The organism is Vibrio harveyi NBRC 15634 = ATCC 14126 = KCTC 12724 (assembly GCF_001591145.1).
GTDB lineage: Bacteria > Pseudomonadota > Gammaproteobacteria > Enterobacterales > Vibrionaceae > Vibrio > Vibrio harveyi.
In genome coordinates, this window is the sequence record NZ_BCUF01000035.1 from 14665 (window position 1) to 31476 (window position 16812).

15 protein-coding genes are annotated in these 16812 nt (G+C 45.8%); 6 read left to right on the top strand and 9 right to left on the bottom strand.

All coding sequences use genetic code 11. The features are described 5' to 3' along the window. Window positions 1-173 precede the first annotated feature (173 nt). A complete protein-coding gene (locus VHA02S_RS17330; RefSeq protein WP_038898044.1) occupies window positions 174-2924 on the top strand; it encodes a M16 family metallopeptidase in 2751 nt (916 codons plus the stop codon). Between the two features lie 57 nt (window positions 2925-2981). Here VHA02S_RS17330 and VHA02S_RS17335 read toward each other — a convergent pair whose 3' ends face one another. Then, window positions 2982-3308 (bottom strand): 2Fe-2S iron-sulfur cluster-binding protein, encoded by a 327-nt coding sequence (locus VHA02S_RS17335; RefSeq protein WP_038898043.1) that lies wholly within the window; start codon window positions 3306-3308, stop codon window positions 2982-2984. Between the two features lie 357 nt (window positions 3309-3665). Between VHA02S_RS17335 and VHA02S_RS17340 the strand changes: the two genes are divergently transcribed. Next, entirely contained in the window at window positions 3666-4094 is a 429-nt protein-coding gene (locus VHA02S_RS17340) for a Spy/CpxP family protein refolding chaperone (RefSeq protein WP_005449638.1), read from the top strand. Window positions 4095-4192: 98 nt separating this feature from the next. Here the strand turns inward: VHA02S_RS17340 and VHA02S_RS17345 are convergent, their stop codons facing one another. The 3 genes from VHA02S_RS17345 to VHA02S_RS17355 form a co-directional block, all read right to left on the bottom strand. Beyond that, a complete protein-coding gene (locus VHA02S_RS17345) occupies window positions 4193-4579 on the bottom strand; it encodes a DUF2541 family protein (RefSeq protein ID WP_005449637.1) in 387 nt (128 codons plus the stop codon). Window positions 4580-4826: 247 nt separating this feature from the next. Then, window positions 4827-5267: a bactofilin family protein gene (locus VHA02S_RS25460; protein WP_080640355.1), complete on the bottom strand. Its 441-nt coding sequence runs from the start codon at window positions 5265-5267 to the stop codon at window positions 4827-4829. Next, on the bottom strand, window positions 5171-6124 hold the full coding sequence (locus VHA02S_RS17355) for a M23 family metallopeptidase (protein WP_005449635.1): 954 nt from the start codon (window positions 6122-6124) through the stop codon (window positions 5171-5173). Before VHA02S_RS17355 ends, VHA02S_RS25460 begins: the two co-directional genes overlap by 97 nt. Window positions 6125-6581: 457 nt before the next feature. Between VHA02S_RS17355 and VHA02S_RS17360 the strand changes: the two genes are divergently transcribed. The 3 genes from VHA02S_RS17360 (at window position 6582) to VHA02S_RS17370 (ending at window position 11114) form a co-directional block, all read left to right on the top strand. Beyond that, entirely contained in the window at window positions 6582-8315 is a 1734-nt protein-coding gene (locus tag VHA02S_RS17360; RefSeq protein WP_038898042.1) for a hypothetical protein, read from the top strand. A 247-nt stretch (window positions 8316-8562) separates the two neighbouring features. Then, complete coding sequence (locus VHA02S_RS17365; RefSeq protein WP_038898040.1) at window positions 8563-9576, top strand: HlyD family secretion protein; 1014 nt, start codon at window positions 8563-8565, stop codon at window positions 9574-9576. A gap of 5 nt (window positions 9577-9581) precedes the next feature. Further along, a complete protein-coding gene (locus VHA02S_RS17370) occupies window positions 9582-11114 on the top strand; it encodes an MFS transporter (protein WP_038898039.1) in 1533 nt (510 codons plus the stop codon). Between the two features lie 104 nt (window positions 11115-11218). Here VHA02S_RS17370 and VHA02S_RS17375 read toward each other — a convergent pair whose 3' ends face one another. From VHA02S_RS17375 to VHA02S_RS17395, 5 genes are all read right to left on the bottom strand, one after another. Continuing rightward, window positions 11219-11821: a TetR/AcrR family transcriptional regulator gene (locus VHA02S_RS17375; protein WP_038898038.1), complete on the bottom strand. Its 603-nt coding sequence runs from the start codon at window positions 11819-11821 to the stop codon at window positions 11219-11221. 143 nt (window positions 11822-11964) lie between these two features. Then, entirely contained in the window at window positions 11965-12726 is a 762-nt protein-coding gene (locus VHA02S_RS17380) for an iron ABC transporter ATP-binding protein (protein ID WP_038898037.1), read from the bottom strand. Window positions 12727-12737: 11 nt separating this feature from the next. Further along, a complete protein-coding gene (locus tag VHA02S_RS17385) occupies window positions 12738-13688 on the bottom strand; it encodes an iron chelate uptake ABC transporter family permease subunit (protein ID WP_038898036.1) in 951 nt (316 codons plus the stop codon). After that, window positions 13681-14637, bottom strand: a complete 957-nt coding sequence (locus tag VHA02S_RS17390) for an ABC transporter permease (RefSeq protein ID WP_017189870.1) — start codon at window positions 14635-14637, stop codon at window positions 13681-13683. The genes VHA02S_RS17385 and VHA02S_RS17390 overlap by 8 nt, the downstream gene beginning before the upstream one ends. Before the next feature lie 91 nt (window positions 14638-14728). Next, on the bottom strand, window positions 14729-15649 hold the full coding sequence (locus tag VHA02S_RS17395; protein WP_038898035.1) for a siderophore ABC transporter substrate-binding protein: 921 nt from the start codon (window positions 15647-15649) through the stop codon (window positions 14729-14731). A gap of 203 nt (window positions 15650-15852) precedes the next feature. On the opposite strand from VHA02S_RS17395, the gene VHA02S_RS17400 reads away from it, so the two are divergent. Continuing rightward, window positions 15853-16794, top strand: coding sequence for a LysR family transcriptional regulator (locus VHA02S_RS17400; protein WP_005429183.1), 942 nt, complete (start codon window positions 15853-15855; stop codon window positions 16792-16794). Window positions 16795-16812 lie beyond the last annotated feature (18 nt).

Here is a 16812-nt window from a genome sequence, read left to right on the forward strand (position 1 = left end):
TTTTGCGCTAACTTGTTTATTAGCAAACCGTTATTTACATCTTTGTAAATGATTCTTGCTTTTATAAAATGTGATCAAAGTCTTACTATAAGGGCGTATATTGCATATTAAATATCAAGCATATGACGTGATCGATATATTGCCTCAATTATTCATTGTTAGGGACAATAGTTATGCGTAGCACGTTGTTATTAACCGCATTATTACTGTCAGGGTGCGCTCTGACTCCCCAATCAACACCTCTCCAAGCCGATACAAATTGGCATGTCGACCAACTTGCCAATGGGATGAAGTACCACATCTATCCGACTCAAGACGAAGAAGTCTCAGTACGTTTGATGATGAATGTCGGCTCCTTCCAAGAGGACGCCAGCCAAAAAGGCTACGCTCATTTTATTGAGCACATGGCGTTCAATGGCAGTACGCACTTTTCTGGCAATGATGTTGTAAAGCTGTTTGAAGCATCAGGCGGCAGCTTTGGTGCAGATATTAATGCCACGACAACCTATCAGCAGACGACGTACAAATTGGATCTCGCCAATCCAGACAAGCTGAATGAGGCGCTAACGTGGATGCGTGACATCGGTGATGGCATTCAATTTGACCCAACGCAGGTAGAAAAAGAGAAAGGCGTGATTTTGGGAGAGTGGCGACGTTCTCGTCCGGATGATAAGCCGCTGTCTTTCACTGCGTACGAAGCCACAATTGAGGGGACGCCTTACGCAGAGCACGATCCAATTGGTACGCGTAGCTCGATTGAAAATACGTCATCACCCGCTCTAAAGCGCTTTTATGACAAGTGGTATCAGCCGCAATACGCAGAGTTGATCATCACAGGTAATGTTGATGTGGACTCGATCGCTAAGATTATCGAGAAAAAATTCTCAAACTGGGAGAGCACGTCTGACGTTGTGGTTGAGAAGCGACGTGATATTCGCGCGAATAACGCCAATCGCATTCTGCCAAGCAGCCAAATGGAATCGCCAAGTCTGCATCTGATCATCGACCGTGATTCTGTGATGCGCCAAACCTTGGCTCAACAACATAGCGCATGGCAAGACGAAGTCAGTGCTCAGCTTATCCAGCAACGTTTGCTTGCGGTGTTAAATGATGCGGCGGAATCTTTCCAATACGCGTATGCACAGCCTTACACGTCCAACTACCACAGTGTCATGTCTGCCGGTGTTTCTTTTGCGCCAGAGCGTCGTGACAATATTCAGAAAATCTTCCTAAATACGCTAACGTCTTTACGCGACTACGGAGTGACACAACAAGAGCTTGATGGTGTGATGTCTGGTTGGTATGGCGAGCTATCTAATCTTGATTCAGATTGGTCGAAACGTAAGCCAGCAGGTTATGCCGAAGCGCGTACTTACCAGTTAGAAATCAACTCGGTAAGCCAATCGAAGCAAGGGTATGAGCAAAGCTTGTCGAGCTTTATCGACAGCAACACATTAGATCATGCCAATGATGAGCTGAAAGCGCTGTTGTCTGAACCAGCAAACTTTGTAATTGGACTGGGTAAAAACGAAGACAAAGCACAGTTTTCAGGTCAATTTGCAGCCTTGAGCGCCGCATATGCACAAGCTGGTGAGAAGCCATTGGACATGTATGCGCAGACGGATGGTTTTATTCAACCAACCAAAGAAGGCACGATCACTAAAATGCGTGAAGAGAAGGGTGGATTCCAAGTTTACACTCTATCGAACGGCATTGAGGTGTGGTTCCAAAAAGACGAGAAAGCAGCCAATCGCGCATACGTTTATTTAGCAAGCCAAGGTGGTAAAGCTGCGTTAGATAAGTCGTTGTACCCTGCCTTTGATGTGGCAACGATGGCAGCCGCACGCAGTGGCTTAGGTGGTTTTTCTGGTTCTGAGCTCGACAGCTACTTGCGTAAAACGGATATTTCACTGTTTCCTATTTTGGGTGCAACCAATCATGGTGTAGAAGTGATCGCGCCAAAAGCACACCTTGCGAGTGCGCTAAATGGTTTGTACAACATCATGACGGAAATTAAAGTCGACGAGCGTCAACTTGCCGCTGTGAAACGCGAGTTTGTTCAACAGCGTCGAGCATTCTTTGAATCACCAATGGGTAAGTGGGTCAAAGCGGCAAATGAAAACGCTTACCTGCCAAACAGTCGCCAAGTTCTGTTAGCTGCAGATGGGGTTAAGGATGTCACACCAGAGGAAGTTTTCGCTTTGCATGAGACATTGTTTAACCACAACCGCGGTTACAAGATGGTGATCGTTGCAGACATCGACCCAGAGCAGATCACGCCGTTATTGCGTAAGTACGTTGCATCGATTGATCTAAAACCAAGTGAAGCCGTGGACTACCACATCGATTTTAATCCTAATGCGCAAAAACGCTTGGTAATGGCAGAAGGGCACGAGCCATCGTCGTTGTATTTATTGCGTTTAACGAACGGCAATGAACAGCCAAGAACGGCGCAAGAAACGGTTGTTATTGACATACTTCAACGCATTGCGGCAGCACGAGTGACTGATCAATTACGTGAAGAGGCAAGTTTGGATTACAGCCCAAGCATTTACCCAATCACGCAAGATGAAGAGATGGTGTCTGACTGGTTCTTTGAATCTCAAATCGATCCGAAAGACGTGAGTAAAATGGATGCGCAGCTTGGCAACATCATCGATGATTTGGCAACGAACATTACTCAAAAAGAAGTCGATATTGCGAAGAAACAGTTGGTGGTTGCAATGAAAGACATCGACGACAGTCCGGGTCAACGCAGTTGGGCATACACGCGTTACCTTGTTCATGACTATGGACTGGATGTATTGCTTGATATCGACAAAGCGGCGCAAAGTGTCACTTTAGAAGAAGTTAAAGCGTTGGCAAAACGTGCCTTCGGTAACAAAGCGAAACGCACGACGATCATCCTCAATCCAAAATCATAACTTTCAAAGGGCGACTCCATAGTCGCCCTTTTTATTTTTGAATGCCGCCGTATTCAGTCAGTTTTGCTCATTGGCGACAGACTCTTGCGCTTTAATCTTCTGCTTGTAAGCTTTTGCTGCCTCTTTACGTGTCGCATCTAAATCAGCACGACGCACGATCACCTTCATGCCCGGCATGGGTTTTACCTTACACGCGTAGCGAGGCTGGCCATCCACTTCTACTTTACAAACATGACAGCAGCCTTTGATGCGTCTGTTCTTTAAACACGGTGCGGCGATATTCACTCTGACCTTACGAGCGACATCAACAAGGTTCTGGTCATCCGGTGAAATAGCGATTTTATGGGTATCAATCTCAATGATTGCGGGTTTAAAGGTAAACATAAGTTCTTAAATTAGGGTTAAACAATGATTATATCCAAGTGACTTCAAGATGCAGGATTCAGAGCGCTGTCATTGATTCCCTATTTACCGAAAGCAAGCAAGGAAAACAACGCAGCGGAATAGCCAGCTCTTTCCAAGTCATTCTCGCTGAACCTAGCATCTCGAGGTTACTTGGGTATAAGACGAACGATCACGAGAAAAGACGACGCAGTTATTGGAATTGTACAAGGTTCCTTCGGGCTTCAATCGAAAATCATTTTTGTGAAGGAATGCCTCATATTTACTAGGTACAGGAAACCATGTGGTATCGATTGAGTCTCATCTAATTCCAAATAGCAGTAAATGAAGGTTCCCCCAATGAAACGCTACCTATTGTCGACGATTCTACTACTAAGCAGCGCGAATGTATTCGCAGAATCCGCACCAGCGCAGCCTGTTGCACCAAAACCATTTGGTTTAGAGAGTATGACTGCGGAGCAGCAAGCAAAAATTGAAGACATCCAGATTAAGCTCAGCAGCGAATTAGCGGGCAAACAAGATCCTAAAGCGGCTCAAGAGAGTGCAAAACAATTCGAGAAGCTGGTTAAAGCATCATCCTTTGATGAAGCAAAAGCAAAACAGCTGATTCAGCAAGCAAATGCAAAACAGTTGGACAAACAACTTGCTCAACTTAAAGCGCAGCACGATATCTACAATGTGCTTACTGACGAACAGAAAGCAACGCTTGAGAAGCGCCAGCAAGAGCAGTTGAAAAAGTTTGAGTCAATCAAACAAAGCGCTCAATAAACACTCAGCTTAAACTCGTCACAGAACGAAAAAGACTCCCAAGCGGGAGTCTTTTTATGTATTTGTCTGCGATGAAAGGAACGATCGCACTCTGATACTTAATCGTTTTTCTCTTTGCCGTAAACGCGAACGCCCGCCTTTGAGCCTTCTGAGTTACCGTAAACTTCGATATGTTTTACGCAGCGACGGTAACCAAAGTAACGCCAATCTGTCATTTTGTCTTTATCAAGGTCACGATGGAAACGAATGGTTTTTTCGTCACCATTTTGGAATCGTACAACCACTTTTCGTAGTTCGATATCTTTCTCTGCTTTCACTTTGATCGCGTTGGTATTGCGGCAAACAATCATCGGGATTTTTGCTGCTAGGTTACCGTGCTCAAGCAAAATGGTACGACCCAAAGTGAATTTATCGTCCGCATGAGCAGGCGCGATAAGTGTTGTTGCAGCGAGTGCTGCCGTGATAATAGCGGTATAAATTCTCATTAAAATAATCACCAAAACACAGGAGCGCGAATCATAGTCGAGAGAAATGAAAATCTACTAGCGATATTTTTGCATGTGGATGAAGTTTCACAATCCGCTGACTTTGCCCGAATAAAAGTACTGGCTTCGCTTCTACCAAGTGCGAATCCGTTATCGAGGCTGTGTTCGTAACGATATGAAGGAGTGGGAGAGGTGATGAAGAGGATAAACAAAAAAGAGCACTTAAATGTGCTCTTTTGGTTTGTTATTAAGCGCTTTTAACCGCCTGCGGCTTATCGGCTCTTGCGGCGCCTTTCACTGCTGTGGATTTGTCTTTTAACGTCACCACTTCTTTTTCTGGTAGTTCTGCTGCCTCACCGAAGAACTTACCGCCCGGTTCGATGCTCAAGTTGTTGCTCCAGATCTTGCCGCTAACACGACCTTTTGCGAGCACTTGAATGTGCTCTGCATGGAAGTTGCCATCAAGGACGCCATTGATGACAAGTTGCTTCGCATAAACATCGCCTTTGATGCGACCACTTTCTGCGACCACAAGGGTGCCTTCGACGTGCAATTGACCTTCAACAATACCATCAATCTGGATGTCGCTTTCTACTTTGAGTTCTCCGCTAACAGTACAGCCTTTGGCGATGAGAGTTGAAGCTGTTGGGCTACTCGTTGTTCCACGGTTTTGATTAAAGATTCCCATCGTATTCTTCGCTCCTTGGTAAAGATGTCTTCAAAATCATTGAGGTTCCAATCGACAAATGGCCTCGGGTTTAGGGCTCGTCCGACAAAACGCACTTCATAATGAAGGTGGGGACCAGAAGAGAGCCCACTGTTGCCGGAGATTGCAATGAGTTGTCCTTTTTTGACGAACTCACCGGTTTTGACTTTGAACCCTGTTAAGTGCGAGTAAGAGCTCGAAAAGCCGAATGAATGTTGTAAACGTAAGAAGTTCCCCGAGCCTTTTTTACTGCGTCGAGTAACTTCAACAACGCCATCTGCTGGCGCGTAAATCTTGGTTCCAGTGTTTACGGCAAAGTCCAATCCTCGGTGCATCTTGACTTGCTTTGTAACGGGATGGACGCGTTTACCAAAACCAGAAGAAAAACGTGCCTTTCCTACTGGCGAGCCGTTAGGGATCTGATTAAGCATTGCCATACGTACATGTGAGGTAATGGCTGCGGTATCTAGTCGCGCATCCAAACTATCGCTGGAGGACTCTTTGGCAACACCAAGCACTTTTTCTAACTCACCTAAGCGTTCAGAAACGAGTTGAACGCGTTCTTCTCGTTCAGAGAGATCGTTCTCTAACTCGGATTTAAGATTTTTTAAATCATCGAGTTCTTGCCCGATACTACGCGAACGTTCGGTCAGTTCTGCCTGTTTAAGAACCGCATCATCCACTTGTGAGTAGAGGTGGTTTATCAAAATTGCAGTCGCCGCTAACGCCAGTACAAACACCACTACGCCAGTTTTAAAGTTGCGTTGCATGGTTTTACTGAAGTACCAATGCTTGGAACCGTTAATGGTGGAGATTGAAATCGTTAGCTGGTCTTTCATTGCGCTTAATTAGGTGTAGCTCTGCCGTTTATTTGTTGAAAAGCAAGACTTTAAGGAAAAGGTGCGTCGGCTTCTACTGATTATGTTGATGAAAATGTCAGATCGTGATCTGTTTTCACACAATCAATAAAAGTTAGGGGGTAGATTTAATCTTATCGCCGCTTTGGTCAGTGAGATAAGGGGAGCTTATCCTTTCGATTGAGTAAATTACCAATAGTATGATTGAGCAATTTAACTCACTTCACGTTTTATCTTATAAATGTTGGATATTTTAGTAATTTAGCATTTGGGAAATTGATAAGTCTGGTTGGGTGTTTATGATGGCGTTGCACGCGAATAAACGCCTGAAACAAAAACTGAAATTTTTCATCTTGTTAAAGCGTTCATTGAAGGCTTAATGCTCTCTCAAACCAGCTAGTTGGTTTGGGGAAATATAACCAAGACAACGGAGTTGGTCGTGAAAAAATTATTATTAGCTACTGCAGTGGTCGCAGCAGTTGGTGGTGCCGCTTATGTGTACCAAAGCAACCTTGCCCAAGGTGAATCTTCAAACTCGCTACTTACGCAAGTTCCGGCAGATACACTTGTTCTGACTTACCAAACAGAACCATTCAATCATTACGAATACATGACTGCTTTCGGTGGAACACAACAGCCGCCTCTTGCTGATCTGTTCGTAGAAGAAGAGTTGACTCCAGGTCTCGAGTTTGCGGTTAACTTCTTCGATGCTTATGTTGCGGCATCTTCTTCACCTGAAAGTCTCAAATCTTTCCTAGGTACTGGCGATATGGTAAGCCCAATTATCTATACGCTTGGTTTTGTTCCAGTTTATAAGATGCAGCTTGAGACTCCTGCATCACTATGGAAAAGCTTAGATGAGCAAGAAAAATTAGCCGGCATTCAACACGAGAGCGTGAAATTGGATACGGTTGAGTTCCGTCGCTATGAGCTAACAGACTCACAAGATCCGCAAATGGGTGTTGGTCTTGCTGTGGGCGTAGTGAACAACGTGCTGACGGTGACGTTGGATATTCCTGAGCTAGGTGCTGAGAACCCGCTTAAGATGGCATTTGGTCTAGAATCGCCAAAGAACAACATTGCGGATTCTGGTCGCTTGGAAGCGCTGAAAACGAAATATGGTGCGAACAACAACTCGTTTGGCTTGGTTGATTTCCGTGAAATCATCAAAGGTTTCACTACGACGGATGGTAACCGCCTTGCTCGCCAACTAAATACGGCGGGTTCTGATCCAATGTTGGATGAACTTCGCACGCCAGCGTGTCATACCGAGTTTACTCAGATCGCAGAAAACTGGCCGCAAATGGTGGTATTTGGTGAATACTCAGTCCAAGACAGCAAGGCGCGCATTAATGGTAGCTTAGTCGTTGAATCGAAAAACCAAGTGATTTTGGAAGCACTGCAATCAATGCGTGGCGTACTCGCGGAATCAAACGGTGAGAAGAGTATGTTCAGTGTAGCGCTGGGCTTGGATGTTGCTACGCTTGCACCAGCAATTGGTAAGATCTGGACCGATCTAACTACGCCTCAATACCAATGTTCAATTTTAACCAAAGCACAGCAAGATATGCGTGGTCAAAATCCAGCTCCAGCAATCAGCATGGGTGCAGGTATGGCGAATGGTCTGAAAGGCTTGAGCATGGAAATGTTCGGTCTTGATGTAGACATGAGCGGTCAATACGGTCCTGAGCTTGGTCAGCTAGACGCAATCTTCTCGATCTCTGCGGACGATCCAAACATGTTGCTGCAAACCGCGCAGATGTTTGTGCCTGAACTTGCTCAAATCCAAATCGAACCGGATAACCAACCTGTGAATATTGGTGGTTTGTTAGAACCGTACGCTGGCAAGCCAATTGATGTGTTTGCTCGTCTGAATGACAGTCACTTGACGCTTTACAGCGGTGATGCAGCAGCATCTGCAAGTGACAAGGTGATGGCACAATCGCTAACAGCGAATGGTCTATTGAGCTTCACTCTGGATTCAGAGCGTGTATTGGAAGTGATGGAAACGGCATCTGAAGTTTCTGGCGAACCAGTTCCAGAAGATCTGATGATGAGCCTTCAAGGTCAACTTGTTGGTGGTATGGCGGTGGATGTAACCAAAGATGGCATCACGTTCGACTTTGATTACACCGGTTCAACGAAACCACAAGTGAAGGTAGCGCAGCAATAAGCGTGATTCACTGGCTTCAATCTCGAAGCTTTTTTTCATAATCAAAAGGCGACCTCAGTGTCGCCTTTTTTGTTTTTCTCAATATACGAACTTCAATTCTCTCCCTTTCATTCAAAAGTGGGCACCAAATAAGATCAATAAAAATCAGTGGGATGGATCTTTCTTCTTTATAAATGATCAAATGTATCTTTACTAAAACTGTACGGTACAGTACAGTTTGTGAAAATCATTAAGTTGGGTTTCAAAAATGAAGAAGAAAGTCATTGCGTTGTCGCTTGTTATTGGTTCGTTGTTCGCTGCAGGTTGTGCGTTATACCAACCTAATACGGTGACTACCGATAACGCTTATGTTCACTCGGATGTGACGGCGATTTCTCCGGAAGTCGGTGGGCAGGTAAGCCAACTTTTTGTCGAAGATAACCAGTGGGTAAGCAAAGGTGCGCCACTGTTTTCGATTGATGATGAAGATTTCATTGCCAATCAAGAAATTGCGAAGTCGGCGTTAGATGTCGCAAAAGCAGCGCTGACCGCAAACCAAACCAAAACTGAGATGCAGTTGGTAAAGATCGAGCAGGCGAAGCAGGGCATTCACAGTGCAAGTGCAAACGCGGAACATCAAGCGGCGGAGTTCAAACGTCTGTCTCGTTTGGTACAAAAGCAGTCGGTGAGTAAAAACCAATTTGAAGCGCAAAGAACGCGTTCTATTGAAGCGAACAGCAACCTTGAAACTGCCAAGCTAGCGCTAGCCGCTGAACAAAAGCAGCTTGACGCGCTCGTGACAGAAAAGATGCAGCTAACCGCGCAACGCAAACAAGCCGAAGCGAACTTGAGACTAGTGAATATCGCCCTTGAGCGAACCATCGTTCGAGCGCCTTTTGATGGCTATGTGGCAGACAGACAAGTGCAAGCGGGTAAGTTTGTTCAACCGGGCATGGGGTTGATTGTGATGGTACCGGATTACGTGTGGATTGAGGCAAACTTCAAAGAGACTCAATTGGAAAACGTTGAACAAGGGCAAGACGTGGAAGTGGTGTTAGACATGTTCCCTGATCATCCATTGCATGGTCGTGTAACTTCCATAACCCCAGCAACAGGCGCGCAGTTTAGTTTACTGCCACCGCAAAATGCGACTGGTAATTTCGTGAAAGTAGTTCAGCGTGTGCCAGTGCGTATCGAGTTGGATATTCCACAAGAGCTGAAACAGCGCATCTACCCTGGCTTATCGGCTGAAGTGTCGATTGAGACCGCAACTCAAGGTTAATCGCCATGAAAACACGTTCACCATTGCTGATTTTTGCGCTGTTCGCCATTGCGGCTTTTGGAATCAATTCGGTGATGTTTACCGAGTTGTCCCACGAGATGGCAGCCACATCCGGTTTGTCCGCAGATGAAGTCGAGTTAGTGAAAATCGGCTTTATGATCACTCAAGTATTAGGGTTTATGTTTACCCCAATCATGGTGCGTAAGCTTGGTACGTCATTGCCATTGCACTCTTCATTGCTGGTGGGTTTGGGAACAAACCTTGCGCTCTATTGGACTGGTCAGCATGCGTTGTTGTTCACACTGACTTGGTTAGTAAGCGGCTTTTTCATGAGCATGTTATTGGTGGTGGTGAACCTTTATCTACTCAATACTTTTGAGCAGCGTTGGTTGCCTGCGATTATTGCGCTGACACTGATCTTCTCAACACTGTTACCAATGGGCGCTTACCCGTGGTTGGTGGCTGAGATTGTTGAAGAGTTTGATTGGTCGTTTCTGAATGTTGCCTCGGCTTGGTTGTACTTTTCAGCTCTAGTAATGATCGGTGTATACAAACCTCAGGCGATTGAGATTGAAGCTAAGCCAAAATCATCAGCTTCAGTTTACTTCGTACTCGCGCTAACGATGAGTTTGGTGGTGTTCCTACTCATGCGCGGCAGCTACTACAACTGGTTGGATTCAGACTGGTTTGTACAGGTTTCTTCTGTCGCTGCAGCACTGGTTTTGTTGGTGGTGTATCAGTTGGTGAAAACGCGCCATTTGGATACTGCGTCGATGCAATTGCACGGCAAGTTAAAGACTAACGTGTTTATGTACAACGCCTTTCTTGCAGGCTTTGCCGTGATGGCAAGTACGGTGCTGTTTGCTAACTTCCTAAAAATGGCGATGCACTATAACAGCCTCAATGCGGGCTATGCGCAGTTGCCATCGTTTTACGCCATGTTGGTCGGCATGCTGGTAAGTGTATTGGTGTATTACTTCCGCCGTCCGCTGGCGGATGCTGTGGTGCCTTTTGGCGTGCTGATGATTCTACTGTCGGTGCATGAGTTCAGCCAATTACCAAGCTTTGTTGGTACAGAGTCACTACCCATCCCAATGCTGCTGCGCGGTTTTGGTGTTGGCTTGTTGAACGTGTCGGTGACGATTGCGGTGTTGATGTATTTCCAAGTAGGGCAGCGCTTAGAAGGCATTGCTAACTTCTATCTGTTCCGAACCATGGGCGGGGTGATTGGCGGAGCGTTTTTCTCTCGTGTGATTCAAAACCACAGCGCGCAAGCATCGGGCGAAATCGGTCGTACTCTGGATGGTTCTAATCACGTATTCGTAGCTTACGAGCAGGCGTTGAGCGGCGCGATTCTAACTCATGGTCGCTTACCTAATCCGGCGCTCGGCATGAGCCAGATTAGTGCCGTTGTGAAGGAGCAAGCAACGACATTGGCGCTGAGTAATTCGTTGGTGATGTTTATTGTGTCTATTTTTGCGCTTGCGCCAATCTTGTTGATTGGTAAGAAGCTAGCCGCAAAACAAGAAGCGCACTGAGGTTAGGTAAACAGAACAAATAGCCAGCCAAACAACTCGGTAACTAAGCCGTAAAAGAACAAAGGGAGCCAATGTGCTCCCTTTGTTTTTTAGTTTTGAGGTTCTTAGCGCTGATAAAGTTTAAGGAACGCCGTCACCGCTTTTTGTGTGTGCGAATCCAATTCTTCATCGCTTAAGAAATCAAAGCCCATCAGTGCCATGTTCTGGTAATCCATTTTGATCAGCGCGAGTAGCTGCCCGCAGGCTAAATCGGCATCATCGATGTTAAGTTGCTGGCTGATGGTGTCGGTTTTTAGAAACTCAATTAAGTATTGGTGAATACGCTGCGGTCCGGTTTGCCAAAACTGATTTGGAACCGAGTCGTGTTTATTAAAATCAGCAGACACGATGCGATAAAGCGATAAGATTGGGTTAGAGCAAATGCCACGTAGATACTTTTTAGCGAAGTCTTCTAAGGTTTCTCTTAGTGGTTCATTCTGTTTATCGGCAAGTTGGAAAACGGATTCTAGGCTGACCTTGGTGTTATGCGCGAGCACTTCAACAAACAACCCTTCTTTATTGGAAAAGTAACGATACAGGGTCTGTTTTGAACCTCCACAAATTGAAACGATTTGATCGAGTGACGTGTCCTTGTAACCCTGTTCAATAAACAGTTCGGTCGCGACTTCGATGATTCGAGTTCTTTTCTTTTCAGTAGATGCGCGCATAACTAAATCAGCCTAAATAAAACTGTTCAGTACAGTATCATTATTGCTGCCGAGACACACCGCTTTTCCGCGTTTAATGCTTCTTCATTGACCAAAATTAAAAAAGGCGACACGAGGCTGCCTTTGAAATCAAATTGGTTACGTTAACGTCGGTAGTACAACGAAATACGGTTGCCGTTAATCTCTTGCACGATAAATGGAATCTCATAAATATCGCTCAGCACTTCGGCATCAATCACTTCTTCAACTAAGCCCGCTTTAATGACTTCCCCGAGCTTCATCGCCACAATGTGGTCAGAGTAACAAGACGCAAAGTTGATGTCGTGAATTACGATTACTACAGCTTTGTCCTTCATTTCCGCAAGCTTACGTAGCGTACTCATGATGTCGACGGAGTGTTTAATGTCGAGGTTATTCAGCGGCTCATCCAAGAAGATGTAGTCGGTATCTTGTGCCACCACCATAGCAATAAATGCCATTTGACGTTGCCCGCCCGACAGTTGGTCGATAAAGCGATCTTTCAAATGGTCGATTTCCAGATGTTGCATTGATTCATCAATGATGCGGTGATCTTCTTCTGTCAGACGACCTTGCGAGTACGGGAAGCGACCAAACGCCACCAAGTCACGCACCGTAAAGCGCATGTTGATGTTGTTTGATTGGCGCAGCACTGATAGGCGCTTTGCTAAGTCTTCGGTGTTCCATTGGTCAAGCGGCTTATCACCAATCACGACGCTACCAGCATCGCTTTCTGTTAGTCGGCTCGCCATAGATAGCAGGGTACTTTTACCCGCACCGTTAGGACCAATAATGCTGGTTACTTTACCAAGTGGAAAAAGGGCATCGGCGTTTTTTACCACGTATTTTTCGTTGTATTTTTTGCTAAGACCTTGAATACGGATCATGTGATAAACCCTTAATCGAATTTGTTTTTCATAAGCAGAAGCAAGAAGTAGCCGCCGCCGATAAAGTTGATAATAACGCTGATGGTGGTGTCGAAATCAAACAGGTTTTCAACCACCCATTGACCGCCTGACAGCAGCACAACCGACAAGACTGAGCTCGCTACAATCAATAAGCGATGTTGGTAACCAGTGAAGGTTTGGCGAGTCAGAGCCACGACAATCAAGCCAAAGAACAAGATTGGACCAATCAATGCGGTCGAGATAGACACCATCAAAGTGATGATGAACATGACTTGCATGGTCAGTTTGTGGGTATCCACACCTAGGCTTTTCGCGTTATCGACACCAAGCCACATTACGTCTAATTTGTGGGCAATACGCATTAGGTACGCGCCACACAGCAGCATCGGAACCACACACCAGTACACCAATTCACTGTTGATGTTGTTGAAGCTCGCGAACATCGAACTTTGGATGAAGGTGAACTCATCTGGGTCGGTGATCATGGTGAAGAAACCAGTGACACTGTTGAACAAGCTACTCAACACGATACCAATCAACAAAAGGGTGAAGATATTGCGCTGACGACCACGAAAGTAGAAGCTGAACAAAGTCATCGCACACACAATCATGATGCCAGTCGACAACACGAAGTTGAGTTTGCTGTTGATGACCAAAGCACTCAAGCCCCCAAACATCACCACAAGCAGCACTTGAATCATCACGTACATGGAATCGAAACCCAGAATCGAAGGGGTGAGGATTCGGTTGTTGGTGATGGTCTGGAAAATCAATGACGAAGACGCAATCGCCATTGCTGCCAAGACAATCGCCAGTACTTTCGGGATGCGGCGTGACAAGAAGAACTGGTAGTTATCTGGCGTTAAGCCCTTGCCGATGAACACCGCACAAATCAAAACCGCCGCGATTGCCAGCAGCGTTACTTTCATAGAATCACGCATTCGATTTGTCTCTCAGAACTAGGTAAATGAAGATTGAGCCACCCAAGATGCTGATGATCATCGAAATTGGAATCTCGTAAGGGAAGATGATGAGGCGACCGAGGATGTCGCAAGTAAGCACCAAAATCACACCTGCGTATGCGGTCCAAGGCAAGTTACGACGCATGTTGTCACCAATGAACAGTGACACAAGGTTTGGCACGATAAGCCCAAGAAACGGAATCATACCGACGATCATCACCACCGATGACGACAGCACAGCCACAAGGATGACACCGACCAAAACAATGCGTTGGTAGTTCAAACCAATGTTCTTAGCAAAGCTTTCACCCACACTTGCCGCGCTAAAGCGGTTAGCGTAAGCGTAAGCCAGAACCGAGACCGGAAGAGCGAGATATAAGAATTCGTAGTTACCACGCAATACCGAGGCGAAGTTAGCCACAGTCCAAGAACCAAGAGTCTGCACTAGGTCGTACTTGTAGGCAATAAAGGTGGTCATGGATGACACCACGTTGCCATACATGATGCCGATCAGCGGGACGAGTACGGTGTTCTTAAACTTCAAACGTTGCAAGAAGCGCACGAAGATCACCGTACCAATCACAGAAAACGCGAAGATGGTGACCAGGTGAACCCAACTGCTCATGTCTGCAAACAGAATCAGCGCGACGATGTAGCCGAACATCGCCCAATCGACGGTGCCCGTGGTGGATGGGGCTGCAAAGCGGTTTTGCACGATCTGCTGCATGATCAAACCAGCGATACTCAAGCCTGCTCCGGCTAAGACGATGGCAAGCAAGCGGGGTAAGCGACTAACCAGCAAGATGTTCAAACTGTGGCTGTCACCAGCCAAAATCTGCGAGAGTGAAACGTTCGCCACCCCAACCAACAAAGAGGCGCAGGCGAGTACGACGAGCAATAAAAAAGCCAAGATATGATGTAATTTCATGGTGTATTTATAGGGTGATAAAAACAACAATGACCTTTCGCACCGTGAAGCGGGAAAGGTCATCTTTTAGAGTGAGCAGGAACCGAAACTGTCAGTTAGCAATGACTTGGTTCAGCTCTTTAATCATGGTTTGCGTCGATTGGTAGCCACCTGCGGTTAAGTACCAAGCTGCTGGGTCCATAAACAGCACGCGGTTGTTTTTCGCCGCTGGTGTCGACTTCACGAGATCGTTGTCGAACAACTGTTTTGCTTTACCACTGCTCTGACCGATGGCTTGTTCGCGGTCAAGGATAAGCAGTACTTCAGGTTGGGCATCAGCGATGTATTCGAATGAAATCAAGTTGCCGTGAGTGCGTGGTACAGATTTCACGTTCTCAGAAGTCGAAGTCGCGAAGCCTGCTTCTTCATACACGAATGAGAAACGGCTGTTGGTGCCAAACATTGCCAAGCTGTTACCACTGTTTGAGACCGTCAGTGCGCGTCGTGGTTGTTCTTCTACTTTTGCGTGAAGATGGTCGATTTGCTCTTGAACGTCTTCGATTAACTGCTCAGCTTGTTCTTCTTTGTCGAAGATGTCACCCAGCGTGCGCCAGTGTTCTTGGGTTGTTTTCCAGTAGTCGGTGGTGTCGATACGGAACATGTAAGTTGGCGCGATGTCGCTCAGATCTTTATAGATATCTGCCATGCGACCTTCTGCGATGATCAGGTCTGGCTTGAGCATAAACAGCGTCTCGAAGTTCACTTCTTTTACGCTACCCGTATTCACAAACGAGTCGATTTGGAATTTTTCTAGTGATTTTGGCAACAGTGTTTTTGGCATGCCGACAGGTGTTACACCCAAAGCATCAATGTAGTCTAAACTGCCGTAGCCTAGAACAACGACGCGTTGTGGAACGCCATCAATGTCTACTGTGCCCAAGCTGTGTTGGTAGGTTTTAGCCATTGCCCCGATAGGAGCCAATGCAAGCAGCAAAGCTCCCGTTGCTACGCGAAGAGAAGTTTTACCCAACATAATGATTTCCAAAAGGTGCGATGCAATCTCGCATTAGTGCCTTAAAAAACAAATAGTGCTTTAAAAAATAGAGCGCGAGATTAGTCGTAAAGCGGTATAACTAATTTGATTAAAATCAAATAAGAATGATTATTGATTGCAGACACATTAGCAGATAGTCTATATGCAGCAACAGAATTAGCGGAATAGTGAGTATTCAAAAAATGAATTTAGCTCAAGTCGACTTGAACTTATTGTTTATTCTCAAACACCTACTTGAAGAGAAGCATGTTTCCAACACAGCGGTATCGCTCAATATGAGCCAACCATCGGTGAGCCGCTCTTTACAAAAACTCAGAAACTTGTTCAACGATGAGCTGTTAGTACGTACTGCACACGGCTACGAATTGACCCCAAAAGCCGAAGTGATCAAGCAAGATTTGAACACCGTTCTAACCGGGCTAGAAAAGCTGATGTACGGTCAGTCATTTGTACCTGAAAAGAGTAACGGGACGATCCGTTTTTACGGCTTGGTTCCACAGGTAATTTTCTTACTGCCACCGATTGTTTCGCGTATCCGTGAAGAAGCGCCGAACATGATTGTCGATATCGACTCCATCCCGAAGCGCCATTTCGATGCACTGATTGCAGGGGATGTACATTTTGTGCTCTCAACCGCCGAGCCGCCTAGCTCTGAGCAGAATTTGTACCGCATGAAAATTGCCAATCGCGACTACCGATTCCTGATGAGCGAAACCCATCCGCTTGCGCATGTTGAAGAGCTGACGGTAGAGATGCTGCTCGATTGCAATTTCGGTCAAATCTCACTTCAAGGAGGCAAAACACTGTCGATTTATCACCGTTTTGTTGAGCTTGGTGTGGTGGATAAAAAGCGTCAATTATCGATTCCTGTCCAGCTTTCAAACTTCAATGCTGCACCAGCGATCGCAGAACAAACAGATGTGATTTTTCACTTGCCAACGCCCTTTGCGGAAGACGCTTGTCAGGGCAGAAAATTGATTACTAAAACCGTACCGAAAGCGATTCGAATGGACAGTGAATCGGTCTATTTGTATTGGCATAAGCGCTATCATAACGACCCGATGTGTAATTGGGTTAAGTCATTATTTAAAGAAATATATGGCTCAACTGAGAGTGAATGGTAAAGGAATTCATTATTCACA